Annotated in this window: 12 protein-coding genes; 6 read left to right on the top strand and 6 right to left on the bottom strand. The window is 64.4% G+C overall.

Annotated features, from left to right (window positions below; all coding sequences use genetic code 11):
- Nucleotides 1-21: 21 nt before the first annotated feature.
- The 6 genes from hisG to metH all read right to left on the bottom strand — a co-directional run bounded on the left by hisG (nt 22) and on the right by metH (nt 7,345).
- Nucleotides 22-873: an ATP phosphoribosyltransferase gene (gene hisG / locus G9U53_RS24205; RefSeq protein WP_003944905.1), complete on the bottom strand. Its 852-nt coding sequence runs from the start codon at nt 871-873 to the stop codon at nt 22-24.
- Between the two features lie 97 nt (nt 874-970).
- Nucleotides 971-1,234, bottom strand: a complete 264-nt coding sequence (locus tag G9U53_RS24210; protein WP_003944933.1) for a phosphoribosyl-ATP diphosphatase — start codon at nt 1,232-1,234, stop codon at nt 971-973.
- A gap of 59 nt (nt 1,235-1,293) precedes the next feature.
- A complete protein-coding gene (locus G9U53_RS24215; RefSeq protein WP_007729895.1) occupies nt 1,294-2,208 on the bottom strand; it encodes a pseudouridine synthase in 915 nt (304 codons plus the stop codon).
- Nucleotides 2,209-2,211: 3 nt separating this feature from the next.
- On the bottom strand, nt 2,212-3,072 hold the full coding sequence (locus G9U53_RS24220; protein ID WP_042450983.1) for a rhodanese-related sulfurtransferase: 861 nt from the start codon (nt 3,070-3,072) through the stop codon (nt 2,212-2,214).
- 12 nt (nt 3,073-3,084) lie between these two features.
- Nucleotides 3,085-3,783: an HAD family phosphatase gene (locus G9U53_RS24225; protein ID WP_007729900.1), complete on the bottom strand. Its 699-nt coding sequence runs from the start codon at nt 3,781-3,783 to the stop codon at nt 3,085-3,087.
- Nucleotides 3,776-7,345 (bottom strand): methionine synthase, encoded by a 3,570-nt coding sequence (gene metH / locus G9U53_RS24230; RefSeq protein ID WP_047270513.1) that lies wholly within the window; start codon nt 7,343-7,345, stop codon nt 3,776-3,778. The genes G9U53_RS24225 and metH overlap by 8 nt, the downstream gene beginning before the upstream one ends.
- A 168-nt stretch (nt 7,346-7,513) precedes the next feature.
- On the opposite strand from metH, the gene G9U53_RS24235 reads away from it, so the two are divergent.
- The 6 genes from G9U53_RS24235 (at nt 7,514) to G9U53_RS24260 (ending at nt 17,907) form a co-directional block, all read left to right on the top strand.
- Complete coding sequence (locus tag G9U53_RS24235; protein ID WP_223257810.1) at nt 7,514-8,368, top strand: PAC2 family protein; 855 nt, start codon at nt 7,514-7,516, stop codon at nt 8,366-8,368.
- A 41-nt stretch (nt 8,369-8,409) separates the two neighbouring features.
- Nucleotides 8,410-9,525 (top strand): MFS transporter, encoded by a 1,116-nt coding sequence (locus G9U53_RS24240; protein WP_164490617.1) that lies wholly within the window; start codon nt 8,410-8,412, stop codon nt 9,523-9,525.
- 146 nt (nt 9,526-9,671) lie between these two features.
- Nucleotides 9,672-10,757, top strand: a complete 1,086-nt coding sequence (locus G9U53_RS24245; protein ID WP_165639282.1) for a hypothetical protein — start codon at nt 9,672-9,674, stop codon at nt 10,755-10,757.
- A gap of 33 nt (nt 10,758-10,790) precedes the next feature.
- Nucleotides 10,791-12,296 (top strand): TIGR02677 family protein, encoded by a 1,506-nt coding sequence (locus tag G9U53_RS24250; protein ID WP_165639283.1) that lies wholly within the window; start codon nt 10,791-10,793, stop codon nt 12,294-12,296.
- On the top strand, nt 12,293-13,735 hold the full coding sequence (locus tag G9U53_RS24255; protein WP_054187391.1) for a TIGR02678 family protein: 1,443 nt from the start codon (nt 12,293-12,295) through the stop codon (nt 13,733-13,735). The genes G9U53_RS24250 and G9U53_RS24255 overlap by 4 nt, the downstream gene beginning before the upstream one ends.
- On the top strand, nt 13,732-17,907 hold the full coding sequence (locus G9U53_RS24260; RefSeq protein WP_165639284.1) for a TIGR02680 family protein: 4,176 nt from the start codon (nt 13,732-13,734) through the stop codon (nt 17,905-17,907). The genes G9U53_RS24255 and G9U53_RS24260 overlap by 4 nt, the downstream gene beginning before the upstream one ends.
- Nucleotides 17,908-17,943 lie beyond the last annotated feature (36 nt).

The raw sequence follows: 17,943 nt of genomic DNA on the forward strand, positions 1-17,943 counted from the left end.
GTAAATCTATTCAGGCAGTGATCAGAAAGCGCGTACCGAGCGGATGTTCGACGCGAGGATGGCCTTGGCACCGAGTTCGGCCAAGGCATCCATCACCTGGTTGTGTCCCTTGATCGGGACCATCGCGCGAACCGCGACCCAGTCGGGATCGGCCAACGGCGAGAGCGTTGGCGACTCCATACCGGGTGTCATCTTGATGGCGTCGTCGAGGATGGTGCGCGGGCAGTCGTAGTCGATCATCAGATTCTGCTGCGCGAAGACAATTCCGCGAACGCGTTCGATGAGCTGATTGCGGGCGGGATCGTCCTGCGGAGCGCCGGTGCGCTCGATCAGGACACCTTCGGAATCGCAGAGCGATTCACCGAAAGCCACGAGGTTGTGTTGGCGGAGAGTACGGCCCGATCCGACCACGTCGGCGATCGCGTCGGCGACGCCGAGCTGAATCGAGATTTCCACTGCTCCGTCGAGACGGATGACGGTGGCGTCGAGTCCGCGATCTGTGAGGTCCTTCCGGACCAGGTTCGGGTACGACGTTGCAATGCGCAGGCCGGACAGATCCTCGACGGCCCAGTCCTTGCCGGCCGGTGCTGCGTAACGGAACGACGAACGGCCGAAGCCCAGTGACAGACGCTCGGATACGGGAGCACCCGAGTCGCCGGCGAGATCACGACCGGTGATGCCGAGATCCAGCTCACCGGAGCCGACGTAGATCGCAATGTCCTTGGGGCGCAAGAAGAAGAACTCGACCTGATTGGCCGGATCCAGGACCGTCAGATCACGGGAATCGGTGCGTCGACGGTAGCCGGCCTCGCTGAGAATCTCGGCGGCGGACTCGGACAGTGAGCCTTTGTTGGGAACTGCTACGCGCAGCATGGTGGATGTCCTTTCGGAAGGTGTGGGTGACGTGAGACGACATGAATCGGAAGCCCTGGACGAGCGAGACGGAGTACACCTCGCTGGTCAGCTCCGATCACAGATGTCGGTACACGTCCTCGAGGGTCAGTCCGCGACCGACCATCAACACCTGCGTCCAGTACAGCAGCTGGGAAATTTCCTCGGCGAGCTGCTCATCGCTCTGGTATTCCGCAGCGATCCACACTTCACCGGCTTCCTCGATGACCTTTTTGCCCTGAGCATGCACACCGGCGTCGAGGGCGGCGACAGTGCCGGACCCCTCGGGGCGAGTAGCAGCGCGCTCGGTCAATTCGGCGAACAAGGATTCGAAGGTCTTCACGGGTAGCTATTCTTTCACGAGGACGGAAGCGGTTTTCACACGCCCACGAACAGCGGTGTTCACAGGCCTGCGTCGAGGCTGCGCGAACTCACGAACCTGCGGGTCTGCCCGGTGATCGGATCCGGGTACTCCAACGCTCGCGCCAACAATCGCAACGGAGTCGAGAAGTCACCGGGCACTGCGGGCAGATACTCCGGATAGTAGTTGTCACCGACGATCGGGACGCCCAGCGAGTTGAGGTGCAGCCGAAGCTGATGGGTCCGGCCGGTCCGTGGGAGCAACCTGTATCGCCCGAGCGTCCGGCCGGCCGAGTCGGTGATCACCTCGATCAGTTCGATCGACGTCTCACTGTTCGGCTCGCCCGCGATTTCGGTAGCCGTCATCTCGCCGTGAACTTTGTTGATGCGGCTGCGCACCGTGCGAGGGAAAGTCAGTTCCGGATCGAAGCCCGCAATCGCCTCGTACTCCTTGACGATCCGCTGCTCGGCAAAAAGTTCCTGGTACGGCCGTCGTAGGTCCGGTGTCACGGTGAACACGATGACACCCGCCGTCATCCGGTCGAGGCGGTGAACTGGCGCAAGATCCGGAAGGTCCAGGTCACGACGCAGGCGCACGACTGCGCTTTCGACGATGTGCGCTCCCCGTGGAATGGTCGCCAGGAAGTGCGGTTTGTCGATCACGAGAATCGAGTCGTCGCGGTACAAGATCTCGATCTCGTGCGGAACCGGAATCTCGGGGGCCGGCTCGCGGTAGAAGTACACGAACCGGGTCGGCTGATAGGGCGTTCGGCTCGTGATCTTCCGCCCGTGCTCGTCGACGACGTCCCCGGCGCTGACGAGGTCCGCCCACAGGTCCCGCTCCCCGGGATGCTCGCCGACCAGGTGCTCGAGGACGGTCCGCGCCGACGACTCCGCCGGCATCCGCAGCCGGTCAGGTCCGAGACCGTTTCGGATCGGCAACGGAGCCTTGGGCACAGCTCAGTCCTGCTCGAGGTCTGGTGAACAACTCTCGCAGAGCAATTCGAGGGTTCGGCCGTCGCCGTCGATCCGGTTGCGGTACCGCGGGGTCGGAGTACCACAATCGACACACACGCCGAGTGTCTTGGCTTCGGATGAGAACTCGATGTTCATCCGCTTGTCGAACACGTACAGGGAACCGTCCCAGAGGCCGCGGTCGCCGAAAGTCTCGCCGTAACGGACGATTCCGCCGTCCAACTGATAGACCTCGTCGAAGCCACGTGAGCGCATCAGCGAAGACAACACCTCACAGCGCACTCCGCCGGTGCAGTACGTGACCACGGCTTTGCCCTTGAGATGGTCGTATTTGCCACTGTCGAGTTCGTTGACGAAATCCCGAGTGGTGGCGACGTCCGGAACTATCGCATCTCGGAAACGGCCGATCTCGGCTTCGAAGGCATTGCGCCCGTCGAAGAACACGACGTCGTCACCGCGAGTGTCGACGAGTTCGTGTAGTTCCTTGGGCACCAGGTGAACTCCTCCGCCGACGACACCGTTCTCGTCGACTTTCAGCTCGTCGGGGGCACCGAACGTCACGATCTCCGAGCGTGCCTTGACACTCAGACGAGGGAAATCGTTCCCGAGGCCGTCCGACCACTTGATGTCAGCGGTACGGAAGGGTTCGTAACCACGCGTACCACGGACATATCGCTTGACATCCTCGATGTCTCCGCCGACCGTCGCGTTGATCCCGTGCGGCGAGACGATGATCCGGCCCGTCAGGTTGTTGGACTCGGCCAGGCTGTGCTGCCACAGCTTGATCGCTTCCGGGTCCGCCAACGGCGTGAACTGGTAGAAGAGAACAATTTTCGGAATAGCCACAGCAAATCCAGCCTAACGTGCCGCGCTCGAGTGAACGTCGTGAAGATCGTGAATGGACAAGTCCAACAGGGACTCTCGAAACACGCGTCCAGGGCCGGCGGGGACGTCGACCTCACACGGAACGACGAGCACCGCGCAACCCGCAGCGCTGGCCGACGCCGTGCCGGTCGGCGAGTCCTCGATCGCGAGGCACTGCGCCGGCTCGAGTCCGAGCAGATGCGCGCCGCGCAGGTACGGATCCGCTGCCGGTTTCCCGTTGGGGACCTCGTCGCCACACACCGAATGGTCGAAGAACTCACGGCCGAGCATGCCGAGTGCCCGATCGACCAGAACTCGCTCGGTGTTGGTGACCAGTGCAGAACGCAGACCACCGTCACGCACGGTCGACAGTGCGTCGCGAGCACCCGGCCGCCAGGTCACGCCGTCCTCGAAAAGATCGCCGACGCGGGTGTACATCCAGTCCTTCGCCTCGGCGATGGCATCGGGATGCTTCTCCAGGCCGAGCGCGTCGAACACCGTCGCAAGGGCGAAGGGACTCGACGCACCGATGACGGCAACGCGTGTCGCTTCCGTCATCGGTCCGCCCAGGCGTAGGGACAGCTCACGAAGCGCGATGTCCCACAGCTTCTCCGAATCGAGCAGGGTGCCGTCCATGTCCCACAGGACACCACCGAGCGTTGATTCGGATACTTCGGTCAACAACTCAGACATTGAAATACTTTGCTTCCGGGTGGTGCAGGACAAAAGCGTCCGTGGACTGCTCGGGATGCAGCTGCAGCTCCTCGGACAATTCGACGCCGATTCGTTCGGGTTCGAGCAACGCAACCAACTTGGCTCGATCCTCGAGATCCGGGCACGCGCCGTATCCGAACGAATAACGAGCGCCGCGGTACTCGAGATCGAAGTAACCGGCAACCTCGGTGGGATCCTGCTCCGCGACGGTGTGACCCTCGGGAAGCACTAGCTCTTCACGGACGCGTCGATGCCAGTACTCGGCCAGAGACTCCGTGAGCTGGACACCGATTCCGTGAACCTCGAGGTAATCGCGGTACGAGTTCGATGCGAACAACTCGTTGGCGAAGTCCGCGATCGGCTGACCCATCGTCACCAACTGGAACGGGAGTACGTCGACCTGCCCGGTGGCCTCGGCGTCCTTGCGCGAGCGAACGAAGTCCGCGATGCACAGGAAGCGGTCGCGGTGCTGGCGCGGGTAGGTGAATCGGAACCTTTCGGGTGCATCCGGTTTCGGCTCGGTGAGCACGATGACGTCGTCGCCCTCCGAGATCGCCGGGAAGTACCCGTACACGACCGCGGCATGCGCGAGGATACCCTCGGACGTCAGCCGATCGAGCCAGTACCGAAGTCGCGGACGACCTTCCGACTCGACCAGTTCCTCGTACGTCGGACCATCGCCCTTGCGCTGACCGCGAAGGCCCCACTGGCCGAGGAAAAGAGCGCGCTCGTCGAGCAGCCCCGAGTACTCGGACAGCGAGATTCCCTTGACGATGCGCGAGCCCCAGAAGGGAGGTGTCGGCACCGCGATGTCGGTTGCGACATCGGAACGCTCCGGCAGGACCACGGGAACCGCTGCAGCCTTACGCTTTTCGGCGATGCGCTTGGAACGCTCGTGACGTGCCTTACGCTCGGCAGCCTTCTCGCGAGCAGCGATGGCCTCCGGGCTGTCCGGCGCCGGGCCGCCACCACGCTTGGTCGTCATGATCTGGTCCATCAAGTTCAGACCCTCGAAGGCGTCGCGGGCATAGCTGACGTCGCCCTCGTACACCTCCTGCAAGTCGTTCTCGACGTAGGAGCGCGTGAGCGCCGCACCACCGAGCAGAACCGGGAACTTCTCGGCGACTCCGCGTGCGTTGAGTTCCTGGAGGTTTTCCTTCATCACGACAGTGGACTTCACGAGCAGTCCAGACATGCCGATCACGTCGGCTTTCTTGTCCAACGCGACGTCGAGGATGGTCGCGATCGGCTGCTTGATACCGATGTTGACGACCTCGTAGCCGTTGTTGCTCAAGATGATGTCGACCAGGTTCTTGCCGATGTCGTGAACGTCGCCCTTGACGGTCGCGATCACGATGCGACCCTTGCCGTCCTCGTCGCTCGCTTCCATGTGCGGTTCGAGGAATGCCACGGCAGCCTTCATGACCTCGGCCGACTGCAACACGAACGGCAACTGCATCTGTCCGGAGCCGAACAGCTCGCCGACGGTCTTCATGCCCGAGAGCAAGGTCTCGTTGATGATGGCCAGTGGAGGCTTGATCGTCATCGCCTCGGTGAGGTCGTCGTCGAGGCCGTTGCGCTCGCCGTCGACGATGCGGCGTTCGAGCCGGTCGAACAACGGAAGTCCCGCCAGTTCCTGCGCACGGGACTCGCGCGCCGACGCAGCCGAGACACCCTCGAACAGAGCCATCAGCTTCTGCAGCGGGTCGTACCCCTCGCTACGACGGTCGTAGACGAGGTCGAGTGCGGTTTCACGCTGCTCGTCAGGAATTCGGGCCATCGGCAGAATCTTGGACGCATGAACGATCGCCGTGTCCAGACCTGCCTCGGTGCACTCGTGCAGGAACACCGAGTTGAGGACCTGCCGTGCGGCCGGGTTCAAACCGAACGAGATGTTCGAGATACCCAGGGTGAAGTGGAGTTCCGGGTACGCAGCCTTGAGCTGACGGATGGCTTCGATGGTCTCGATGCCGTCGCGTCGCACCTCTTCCTGACCGGTGGAGATGGGGAAGGTCAAGGCGTCGACGATGATGTCGGACTCGGCGAGTCCCCAGTTTCCCTTGATGTCCTCGATCAGACGCTTGGCGATGGCGACCTTCGTCTCGGCGGTGCGAGCCTGGCCCTCTTCGTCGATGGTCAGGGCGACGACCGCCGCGCCGTGCTCCTTGACCAGAGTCATGATCTTGTGGAAACGCGATTCGGGGCCGGCGCCGTCTTCGTAGTTGACGGAGTTGACGGCGCAGCGGCCGCCGAGGTGCTCGAGGCCGGCTTGCAGCACGGCAGGCTCGGTGGAGTCGAGCATGATCGGCAGCGTCGAGGACGTCGCCAGGCGGCTGGCAAGTTCCGACATGTCGGCGGCACCGTCGCGGCCCACGTAGTCGACGTTGAGGTCGAGCATGTGTGCGCCGTCGCGGGTCTGGTCCTTGGCGATGTCCAGGCACTTCTGGTAGTCCGCGGAGAGCATCGCCTCGCGGAAAGCCTTGGAGCCGTTGGAGTTCGTGCGTTCGCCGATCATCAGGATGCTGGCGTCCTGCTCGAACGGCACCGCCGAGTACAGCGAAGAGGTGCTCGGCTCGTGGATCGGCGTGCGCTGGGCCTTCTCGACCTGACGAACCGCGTCGGCGACCGCGCTGATGTGCTCGGGCGTCGTACCGCAGCAGCCACCGACGAGGCCGAGTCCGAACTCGGAGACGAAACCACTGAGGGCTTCGGCCAATTCGTCGGCAGTCAGCGGATACTCGGCACCCTTGGGGCCGAGCTGCGGCAGGCCGGCATTGGGCATGACCGACACCGGCAGCGTGGAGTACTTGGACAGATGACGGAGATGTTCACTCATCTCCGCCGGCCCGGTGGCACAGTTCAGACCGATCATGTCGATACCGAGTGGCTCGAGTGCCGTCAGCGCCGCACCGATCTCACTGCCCAGGAGCATCGTTCCGGTTGTCTCGACCGTCACGTGCGTGATGATCGGCAACCGCAGTCCGAGTTGCTCCATCGCACGCTGGCTGCCGAGGATTGCAGCTTTCACCTGAAGCAGGTCCTGGCAGGTTTCGACGAGGATGGCGTCGGCGCCACCGTCGATCATGCCGAGCGCAGCTTCGGTGTACGCGTCACGCAGGACTGCGTACGGTGCGTGTCCCAGGCTGGGGAGCTTGGTTCCCGGTCCCATCGAGCCGAGTACGAATCGGGCCATGCCGTCGCGGCCTGGTCCCATCTCGTCCGCTACTTCACGGGCGAGAGCAGTGCCTTTTTCCGCGAGTTCGCGGATCCGGTGAGAGATGTCGTAGTCGGCGAGGTTGGGCAGGTTGCAACCGAAGGTGTTGGTCTCGACGGCATCGGCACCAGCGGCGAAGTACGCACGGTGGATGTCTTTGAGCACGTCGGGACGGGTGTCGTTGAGGATCTCATTGCACCCCTCGAGGCCGAGGAAGTCGTCCAGGGTGAGGTCCGCGGCCTGCAACATGGTGCCCATCGCTCCGTCGCCGATGACAACGCGCTGTTTCAGCGCATCAAGCAGGGCAGAGTTAAATGGGGCAGACATGCCGTCCAGAGTAGTGGGCGCACCGACAAGCTCTGGCCGTAGGCTGGGTGGGTGAGTCCAAGTGAGTTCCCCGTCACTCCCGACGGCCCGGTCGATTTCGATGATTCCGCGGCCTTCGAGAGCCCTGACGGCTTTGCCGTCGACAGCAGCGACCGCCTCGAGGGCGACATCCCTGTCCTACGTGATCCCATCCTCGTTGCAGCTTTCGAGGGCTGGAACGACGCCGGTGACGCAGCCAGCGGTGCGGTCGAACATCTCGAGCTGATCTGGGATGCCCAGCCGCTCGCCGAACTCGATTCAGAGGACTACTACGACTATCAGGTCAACCGCCCCACAGTCCGGCAGGTCGACGGTGTCACTCGCGAAATCGTTTGGCCGGCAACACGTTTGTCGGTCTGTTCGCCTCCTGGAAGCGAGAGCGACATCGTCCTGCTTCGCGGGATCGAGCCCAACATGCGGTGGCGCAGTTTCTGCGAGGATCTGCTCGAGCTGATCGACCAACTGAACGTCAAGACGGTCGTCATCCTCGGCGCCCTGCTCGCCGATACTCCGCACACCCGACCGGTCCCGGTGACGGGCACGGCCTACAGCAGTGAATCCGCCGCCCGATTCAACCTGGAACAGACGCGGTACGAAGGCCCGACGGGCATCACCGGGGTTCTTCAGGACGAGTGCGTTCGTGCTGGTGTACCCGCTATTTCGTTCTGGGCGGCGGTTCCGCACTACGTCTCGCAGCCACCCAACCCGAAGGCCACAGTGGCCCTCCTTCAACGAGTCGAGGATGTTCTCGACATCGAGGTCCCACTCGGGGAGCTCCCGGCTCAGTCGGAGGATTGGGAGGAAGCGGTCAACGAAATGACCGCGGACGATGAGGAAATCGGCGAATACGTGCGCACCCTGGAAGAACGGGGAGACGCCGAAACCGACATCAGCGAAGCAATCTCCAAGATCGACGGCGATGCCATCGCCGCGGAATTCGAGCGCTACCTCAGACGGCGAGGCCCCGGCAGCTTCGGACTGTGAGCAAGAACACTCCAGAAGAAGGCGGAAGTACACAGCGCCCACTGCGCCTCCGGCTTCAGCTGATCGCGCTGTACGCCGGCGGGTTCCTCGGCCCGTTCGGCGGCGGCGTGGTTGCTTCGATCCTTCCCGAGATCGGTGACGATCTAGGGGTCGGTCCGTCGGCGGCCGCCTCTTCCCTCACCGCGTACCTGCTCCCCTTCGCCGCTCTGATGTTGGTGTCGGGGACACTCGGGACGCGGTGGGGCAAGGTTCGGACGGTGCGCATCGCTTACGGCGTCTACGTCCTCGCGTCGTTGGCATGCTTCCTCGCCCCGACACTCGAGATCTTCCTTGCCGCCCGGGTACTGCAGGGCTCCGCGAACGCATTCACCACGCCGCTACTGCTTGCCTCGTTGGCGGCCGCAACACCGCAGGCACGGCTGGGTCGAGCCCTCGGAGCCTTCGGCGCTTTCCAGGCCGCAGGGCAGTCGTCGGCTCCGTTGATCGGCGGACTGGCGGCCGAATTCGACTGGCGTCTGGCCTTTCTCGTCATCGCAGTGGTCGCGGGCATTCTGGGAGCCGTCGGACTTCCGAAGTCCGAAGCACCGGCAGCGACCACTCCCGCCCGTCTCCGCGATGCATTACGCCCCGAAGTGCTCCGCATCGGTATCGCTGCATTGCTCGGCTGGGGCGCCCTCGGTGGACTGAGCTTCCTGCTCGCCTTCCGCTTCGAAGACGAGTTCGGGCTGTCCCCCACCGTCCGCGGCCTACTGCTCACCGTCTTCGGCGTGGCCGGCATCCTCTCGGCCCGGCGCATCGGAATCCTCATCGATCGCATCGGCGCACGCTCCTCCGTGATGATCGGCGCCCTGGGCGGAGCAGTTCTGGTCTCCGTCGTCGGCCTTGCCGGCTTGGTGCCGGTGATCGCGATCGCATGGTTTGTCGCAGGCGTCGCGAGCCAGTTCGTGCTGGTCGGCGTCAACGCGGCGGTCCTCGGATCCGCGGGGCCGAACCGTGGCGGCGCCGTGTCCGTCGTCCAAGCGATGCGCTTCGGCGGCGCCGCTCTTGCTCCCCTGGCCCTGACACCGATTTACGACTCTTCGCCTGCCGCGAGCTTCCTGATCCCCGCACTACTGCTCGCCGTCGTCGCTCCCCTGATCATGCCGAAGCAACGCTGATCGGTCTCGGCAGTTTCGAATTTGAAGTTGTGGAGGTAGTGAGTTTCTCGGCGAAAGCGACCACCGTTGTCGCGAGGCTGTCAGGGCGAACATTATTCGGAAAATCCTGTGTTTCCGTCGTTGACAGATATTGATACCATTGGAACATGAGCGAATCTGAGTCGGAACCGGAACGGCCGATCGACATTTTTCGGCGATCGGTTGCCGTCATCGAAGAAAATTTGCCTCCTACCTGGTCTTTGTCGACACAGCGCTCCCCCGACCTGTCCGAGGCGCCACTCCGACTCGACCTCCGCTCCCCTGACGGCGCGGTGGCCAAATTCGGCGTCTACGCCGCTCACGGTGTCCTGAGCAGCGACGTTCCCGGTATCGCCGAACGCTTCCCCACCGGTCAACCCGGCTTCGTGTGCGCAAAATATCTGTCCGAGCCGGTCCGCCGGCAGCTCGATTCCCACGCGATCTCGTACGCAGACGCCACGGGCAACGTGTCGTTGACCGCTGATCGACCCGCCGTCTGGGTGCGTGGACGCGGAGCCGACGCCGATCCGTGGCGGGGGCCCGGACGTCCTTCCGGACAGTTGACGGGCGATCCGTCAGCTCGCGTCGTGCGTGCGCTTGCCGATTTCGCGGCGCCACTGGCGATCACTGCCTTGGTGCGCCTGGCCGGTGCGTCGACGGGAGCAACCTATCGGGTGGTTCAGACACTGTCGGATCGTGAACTGGTGACCAGGCTCCCCCGCGGTGGGATCGGTGACGTCCGCTGGCCGAAGATGCTTCGTGAATGGGCGGCCGAAGCCGGGGCCAAAGCGCCGACGCCTCACGGCTTTCACGCGCCGGACGGGTTGGAAGCACTCTTCGATCAACTGCGTCAGCTCAGCGGCCACATCTACGCCGGTACCGCCTCGGTGGCCGCCGCACCCTTTGCTCGGTACGCGCCCACTCGACGTGCCCACTTCCATGCCGACAACGTCGATCAGTTCGCCGACGCTCTCGGACTACGGCGGGTGGAATCCGGCGGTGACGTGTGGATCACCGCTCCCCTCTCACCGTCTGCCTTCGACCGATTGCTCACCCGCGACGGCATCCGCATCGTCGCCCCCAGCCAAGCGTTCGCCGATCTGCTGGTCGGCCCGGACTCCGACGAGGCGGCGGCCGAGCACCTGCTCACATGGATGATCGAGAACGAATCGCAGTGGCGACGCGCCGCATCCCCTGCTACGGATCGCCCGTAGGAAAAAGAGGGGGCGTCTCTCGCCTACCCTGTCATGGTGGAAGAAACGAGTGCGCCCGATTACGCCGCGTACGCCGACACCAATCGACTGAAGCTGTTTTCGTTCACGATCGCGGAAAAACGGGCCGAGTACCTCTGGGTACTTCGTGCCTTCGACCATGCTCGCGCCAACTACACCGTCCTGCTGCATGCCGGAGCCGTCGCGCACATCCTCGAGAAGATCGGTGGATCGGATCCGGCGGCCGATCTGTCGGCAGCAGAGGTCACTCCCCTGTTGGATCAGCTCCACGTGTGGGAGATCCTCGAGCGCAGCTACGACGGCACCCGCGCGGCCACGCTGGCCGAGTACCGCAATCGCCACTTCGTCTACCAGTTCGGTCAGGCCGGATACCAGGTCTATCGATCGGTCGAGGACGTTCTCGCCGCACGCCTGGACTCGGCGTCGCTCTCGCGTCTCGCTCTGCCGGACCTGCTCGCAGACATGTCCGAACTCGCCGAGGCCAACCGAAGCTCCGACGGCGATCTGATCTTCCGCAAGCTCAAGCGCCTCGACTCGACACTCTCCGACATGGCTGATCGAGCCGCGCACTTCTATCTGACCCTCGGGGACCTCGTACGGACCACGGAGATCACTCCGCAGGCTTTCCTCACGCACAAGGACGCTCTGCTCACGCACATGCGGGAGTTCAGCTCCGATCTGGCGCGCTACGCCCCCAAGCTCAAGGAAGCGATCGAGCACGTCGAATCCACCGGGGTCGATCGCATGATCCGCCTCGCCGCCGCCAGCGACGAACGGGTGTTCGTCCCGATCACCGAACGCGAAGACGACTGGGCTGCGCGTTGGCGAGGATTGACCGCCTGGTTCGTCTCCGCGGAATCGGGGATCAGCGAGTCCGAGCGTCTACGTGAGGGCACGATGAGCGCGATCGCCGCGGTTCTGGCGCTCCTTCGCCGCGTCACGGAAACCCGTCGCGGCGGCGTCAGCCGTGAGAGCCAGCTCCGGCACCTCGCCGGCTGGTTCGCCGCCACGCCGTCCGAAGACGCAGCTCATGCTCTGTTCCAGGCAGTGTTCGACCTCGGTCGTCCACGCCATCTCTCGATGGTGCATCCGGACGCCGACATCATTTCGCACTCACGCTCGTGGTGGGAGGCACCGCCGGTCGAGATCGCGCGAACACTCGCCGAAACCGGCCGCCCGCCCTCACCCGGCTTGCCGAGCAAAGTCGCCCGCAACGACGGCAGCATCCGCCGCCTGCGCGAAGAGCAGTTGGCGGCGCAACGTTCGCGCAGTGCCGCGGCGCAATCCCTCGCGTCGAACGGTGTTTATCAGCGCGAACTCAACGAGCAGGAGACCGAAGTTTTGCTGAGTCTGCTCAATGCAGCACTGACCGCGCGCGTTCCGGTGGTGGGACGCGTCAAGAGCTCCACCGGTAGTGAGAACGGGGTGAAGCTGACGCTCAGTCCCTCGGACGGTTCGACCACCATCAAGACTGCTCGCGGACGAATGCATCTCGACGGCATCGAGGTCAGTGTTCGATGAGAGCTCGCGAGATCACGCCCCTAGCCCTCGATTCGTACCAACGAGCGGCGCGTGTGATTCTGTCCAATCACCTGATCACCTCGACGTACCCGGATCGAATTGCGTTGCCGCTCTTGCGCCGTTGGGCCACCGAGCTACGTGACGACTTACTGGAGCTGTTCGGATACCGCCTCGAGGTGACAGAGACCACCGCTCGCCTGTTCACGGTGTCGGATCGACTCAACCCGTCGGCACCGGCCCGAACTGCCTCCGAGCGAACCTTCGATCGCACGCGTTACGCCTACCTGGCATTGTGCCTGGCCGCGTTGGGCCGCGCCGGGAACCAGATCACGTTGTCGGAGTTGGCGGATCACGTCGCGGCCGATGCTGCACAAGTCGACGGCGTCGAACTCTCCACCGATCGTGCGTCCGACCGCGACGCCTTCGTCGACGCAGTGGGCTGGCTCGGAGTCAGAGGCGCTATCGCCCTCGCCGACGGTGACGCAAACGGCTGGGCGTCCAATCCCGAAGCGGGAGAAGCGCTCTACGACATCGACCGTTCCGTCGTCGTAGCGCTGTTCCGTCCACCGCGCGCCCTGCAGCACCTACACTCCATCCGCGGACTCCTGGCCGTCGAGACCTCGAGCGCCTCCGAGGACGACGGAATTCCTGTGGACGCGAAAGAGATCGGACGCCGAGTGCGTCGGGCTCTGGTCGAGCGGCCGGTCGTACTGGCCGGTGAACTCGATCAGCACGAATTGATCGCGTTGGCGCAGCCCAAGACCGCGTCGGAAGTCGAACTACTGACGGGGTTGGTGGCCGAGCGCCGCGCCGAGGGAATCGCGATGATCGATCCCACCGGCCGACTCTCCGACGTCCGCTTCCCGAGCACCGGAACGATCGCTCAGGTGGCACTTCTCCTGGCCGGCGAGATTGCCGACCGCGTACTCGACGTCGACGCTCCTGAACTGCCGAAACTTCCGATCCCGCACGTGTCGGACGATCACCTGATCGAACAACTCGATGCCGCCATCCCCGAGGCCGGGATCTTCGAGGACCTCGCCGACGAGGACGACGACTTCGTGCTGCCCGCCGGCGAACCGGCCGAGCCACCGCCACCCGTCACGTACCCGAAAATCGACGACGACTGGCTCGCTGACAAGGTCACCGAGTTGGTGGACCAGTTCGGGCGAACTTTCGCGGCGCAGTGGCAGGCCGATCACAACGGGCTGCGCAAGCAGGCGCTCGGGTTGCTGCAACGTCTGCGCCTAACGCATGCGGTCGACGGCGGCGTACTGGTGTTGCCCGTCCTTGCCCGGTACCGCGACGTCGTGGTCTCCGTGCGCGAACGCGATCCTCAGATCGACTTCGCGGTGGACAACTCCGCACCGGATCCGGTCGACGAATTCGGCCCCGAACCTTCCCCCAACGGCGAACTATCAGAGGTAGAGAACGTATGAGCAACGCCCGCTTCCGACCTACTCGGGCTGGAATCATCAACCTCTGGGATTACCGAGACCAAGAGTTCTCGTTCGCCGACGGTCGACTGGTTCTGCGGGGACCCAACGGATCCGGCAAGACCAAGGCCCTCGAGGTCCTGTTCCCGTTCGTCTTCGACGGCCGCATCGAACCGCGGCGCCTCAATCCGTTCGCCGGTGAAGAGCGCACGATGAAGTCCAACCTGCTCTACCGGGGCCAGGACAGCGCGCACTCCTACGTGTGGATGGAGTTCTGCCGCGGCTCCCTCGAAGATCCCGAGTCGGTGACCGTGGGAATCGGCATGCGGGCAACCCGAACCAACGACAAGGTCACCCGCTGGTACTTCGTCGCCGACGGCCGCGTCGGAGTCGACTTCTCGCTGATCGGCAACGACGATCGTCCTCTCACCAAGAAGCAGTTGGCCGAACAACTCGGCAGCGATTCCATCACCGACCGTCCCCTCGACTACCGCACAGCCATCGACGCGCGAATGTTCGGTCTCGGAGTGCAGCGCTACGACCAGCTGATCAATCTCATTCTCACGCTTCGCCGCCCCCAGCTCGCGAAGAACCTCGACCCGAAGGGCCTTTCGCAGGCACTCACCGACGGTCTCCGTCCACTCGACGATCAGTTGGTCCTCGAAGCTGCGCGTTCGTTCAGCGACATGGAGGAAGTCGGCCGCGCGCTCGAGGGGCTCGCGGCCGCCGATCAGGCAGCCCAGAGTTTCATCGGGGTCTACACCAAGTACCTGCGTCAGCAGTCTCGCGGAGAGATCGAACAGGTCAGCACCCGCCTCGCAGCGGTCACCAGAGGTGTTGCCGCCATGGACGAGTCGTCGCTCGCCCAGACCCGCAGCCGTGAGGCGCGGGCAGCAGCCGAGGAGCGCTTCAACCAGGCCGAGCAGGCACTCGAGAACGCGCGCGCCAATGTCGAAGCACTGCAACGCTCGAGCGCGTACGAAGGCAAACAGCAACTCGACGACCTCGCCCAGGCCGTCGCGACGCTCAAGCTCTCGACCGAGCAGCAGGCAGACAAGTCCCGGAAAGCGCAGGCCGCACTCGCTCAACGCGGCGACGAAGCCGACAAGGCTGCATCGTCGGTCAAGCGTGCGGCCGAAGCACTCTCGCGCGCCGAGGACGAACTTCAGGCAGCAGCCGAGGACGCCGGCATCGTCTGGACTCCCCTGCCCGACGGCTCACGCAGTGACCAGATCACGGCAGCCGTCCGTGGCCATGCCGAGGAGCGTGACGGTGACGTACGCGTCGTCCGCACCGCACTGGCGACCGTCGAGAAGGCGGCGACCGAACGAACCCGGGCCGAAAACAGCTCTCGCCGTGGACAAGAGCTGCTCGAAGCGTCCAAGGCCGCGGTACTCGAGGGCGAAGCTGCCGTGGAACTCGCACGCAGTCAGTGCGCCAGCGGGCTGCGCGCGTGGTGGACCGATCACTCCTCCCTGTTTTCGGCTGTCGGCGCCGACACGTCGCTGTTCGAAGCTCTCGACGCGGCGCTCGCCGAGGTCGGCGACGAAGACGCTCCGGCGCTGTCCGCAGTTCTCGCCGAGCACACCGAGGCCGGCACCGAGACGCTGCGCGAGCGTCGACGTGAGGCCGAAGCTGAAATATCTGCATCACACGCCTCCATCGCGGCTCTCAAATCCGAGCGCAAGGCCGTCTCCGCGGAACACGACGACGCTCCGCCTGCCTTCCACGCACGCTCCGACAACCGCAGTGAACTGGGTGGTGCACCGCTGTGGCAGTTGGTGCGCTTCGCCGATTCCGTCGAACCAGACGTGGCCACGGGAATCGAATCCGCACTCCAGGCGGCAAATCTGCTCGACGGCTGGGTCTGCCCGGACGAGAAGATTCCCGAGCACGTCAGCGAGCAGTTCCTGACGGCTCTGCCCGTCAAGCAGCGTCCGAAGGGACGAACGCTGGCCGACGTCCTCGAGGTCGAAGGCAATGCCGACGTACCCGACGCTCGGGTACAGGACATTCTCGCGTCGATCAGTCTCGTCGAGGCGCCGGGCGACTCCGACGCAAGCGTCGCGATCGGCGTCGACGGCCGCTTCTGGCAGGGCGTCGCGCGTGGCCGGCACGTCAAGGCCGACGCCGAGTACATCGGCACCACAGCACGGGCGCGTCGACGCGAGGCTCGGATCACCGAGATCGACGCGGCTCTGGAAGAACTTGCCGCGGCAGTCGATACGGCCAAGGCACTGGTGGCGCAGACCAACGAGCAACTGAGCCGGATCAACTCTGCGGCAAAGGAATTGCCGAAGACAGGTTCGATCCTGCGCGCACTCAAGACGGTCACCGAATCCGCCGGCGCACTCCGTACTCGCTCGGAGGCCACGGAAACGGCACAACGCGAACTCGATGCGGCGATCGCTGATCTCGCGGCGAAGGAAAAGCAACTCCGAGCGACGGCGTCGCAGCACCGGACGCCGCATATCGGCCGTGAACTCGACTCCCTCGCGGCGGCGATCCGTCATTTCGAGAAGCAGGGGGAACTGGCGCTGCGCTGCCGACGGGAGCATGCCAAGGAAGTCGAACTCGAACGCGAGTCTCGCGACCGTCTCGACGAATCACGCGCCAATGCGGAGGAATTCGCCGAGGAAGCCGCCATCGCCGAGCAGAGTCTGCTCCAGCAGGTGCAGCGTCTCGAGACGCTGCGCGACACCCTCGGTGCCAGCGCCGAGCAGATCGACCTGGACCTGGCAAAAGCCCGCGCGAAGATCGAAGAATGCAAGGTCGAACAGCGTGCGGCGCGAAAGGCGTACGACGCCGCCGTCCTCCAGATCGGCACGGCGGAGGGTGCGTACAATACCGCCGTGGAGACCTTGCGTCACACCCTGACCGAAACCCGCAGTGATGCAGAGCGACTCGCACCCTACGCGCGCCCGGACCTTCTCGAGTTGTTGGGCGTCAAGGAACATCTGAGCTGGCCGGCCAGTTCAGCGGCGTGGATGAGCCCCGATCAGTTGGTCTACCGCATCCAGAACGAAGATCGCAGCGAGGACGCGGCCCACCCGCCTGTCCTCCCCGAAGACGTCGACAAGTTGTACCGAGCGCTCGAGGCTGCGACCTCGGCAGTCCGAGTCACCGACGGCGCCCGAAAGGCAACCCGCACGGCACTGACCTCGGCGCTGCAGGACTTCGACGCGCAACTCGCAGCAGCCGGACAGGACTACCGTCTGCAGTGGGATGCACCGGATGGGCTGACCGTCGTACGAGTCCAGGACGATCAGGGCTATTCGTCGATCGGCGAGTTCGCAACGCGGATCCACGACGCTCGCGGCGATCAGGAGCAGTTGCTCACCGAATCCGAGCGTCGCATTCTCGAAGATGCCCTGTTGACGGGATTGGCTCAGCAGATCCACGAGCGCACGGTCGACGCACGCGAGTTGATCGCACAGATGGGCACCGAGATGCGTGAGCGTCGGATGTCCTCAGGCAATACCATCGGCGTTCACTGGGTGCTCGCCGACAACCTCGACGACAGCTCGCGGGCGATCTCCAAGCTGCTGGATCGAGACGCGTCGGCCCTCGGCGTCGATGAACTGGCAACTCTGCGAGCACATTTCGCGACGCAGATCCGTACCGCCCGCGCGGCGCACCCCGAACGCTCGTACCCGGAGATTCTGTCCTCGGCGCTCGACTACCGTCAATGGCGCGTGTTCTCGTTCACCCTCATCAGCGGTGAGGGCAAGGAAGACCGTCTTACCGTCGCGCGGCACAGCGCGCTGTCCGGTGGCGAGCAGTCCGTCTCGCTGCACCTTCCTTTGTTCGCCGCGGCGCACGTCATGTTGGACTCGGCCGACCCGCACGCCCCGCGTCTGCTGGCACTCGACGAGGCCTTCGCCGGTGTCGACGACAACGGTCGCAGCGAGCTTCTCGGCTTGAGCGTTCAGTTCGACCTGGACCTCTTCATGACCGGCTACGACCTGTGGATCACATACGCAGACGTCCCCGGCTGTGCGCACTACGACCTCGCGCACTCCACGGCCGAACAGGCTGTCAGCGCCGCGCTGCTGGTCTGGTCGAACGGTGAGCTGCTTGCCGAGCACGACGGAACGGATCTGGCGAGGGCATTGGGCTCGCCGCTACGGCGCCGGGTGCCGACACCCGCCGAAGGTGCGTTGGACTACGCCTAGAAACTGCTGTGCGCCTTTATTAACCGCGGGCGGTTA

Origin of the sequence: Rhodococcus sp. D-46, assembly GCF_011290655.1 — a bacterium.
Taxonomy (GTDB): domain Bacteria; phylum Actinomycetota; class Actinomycetes; order Mycobacteriales; family Mycobacteriaceae; genus Rhodococcus_F; species Rhodococcus_F qingshengii.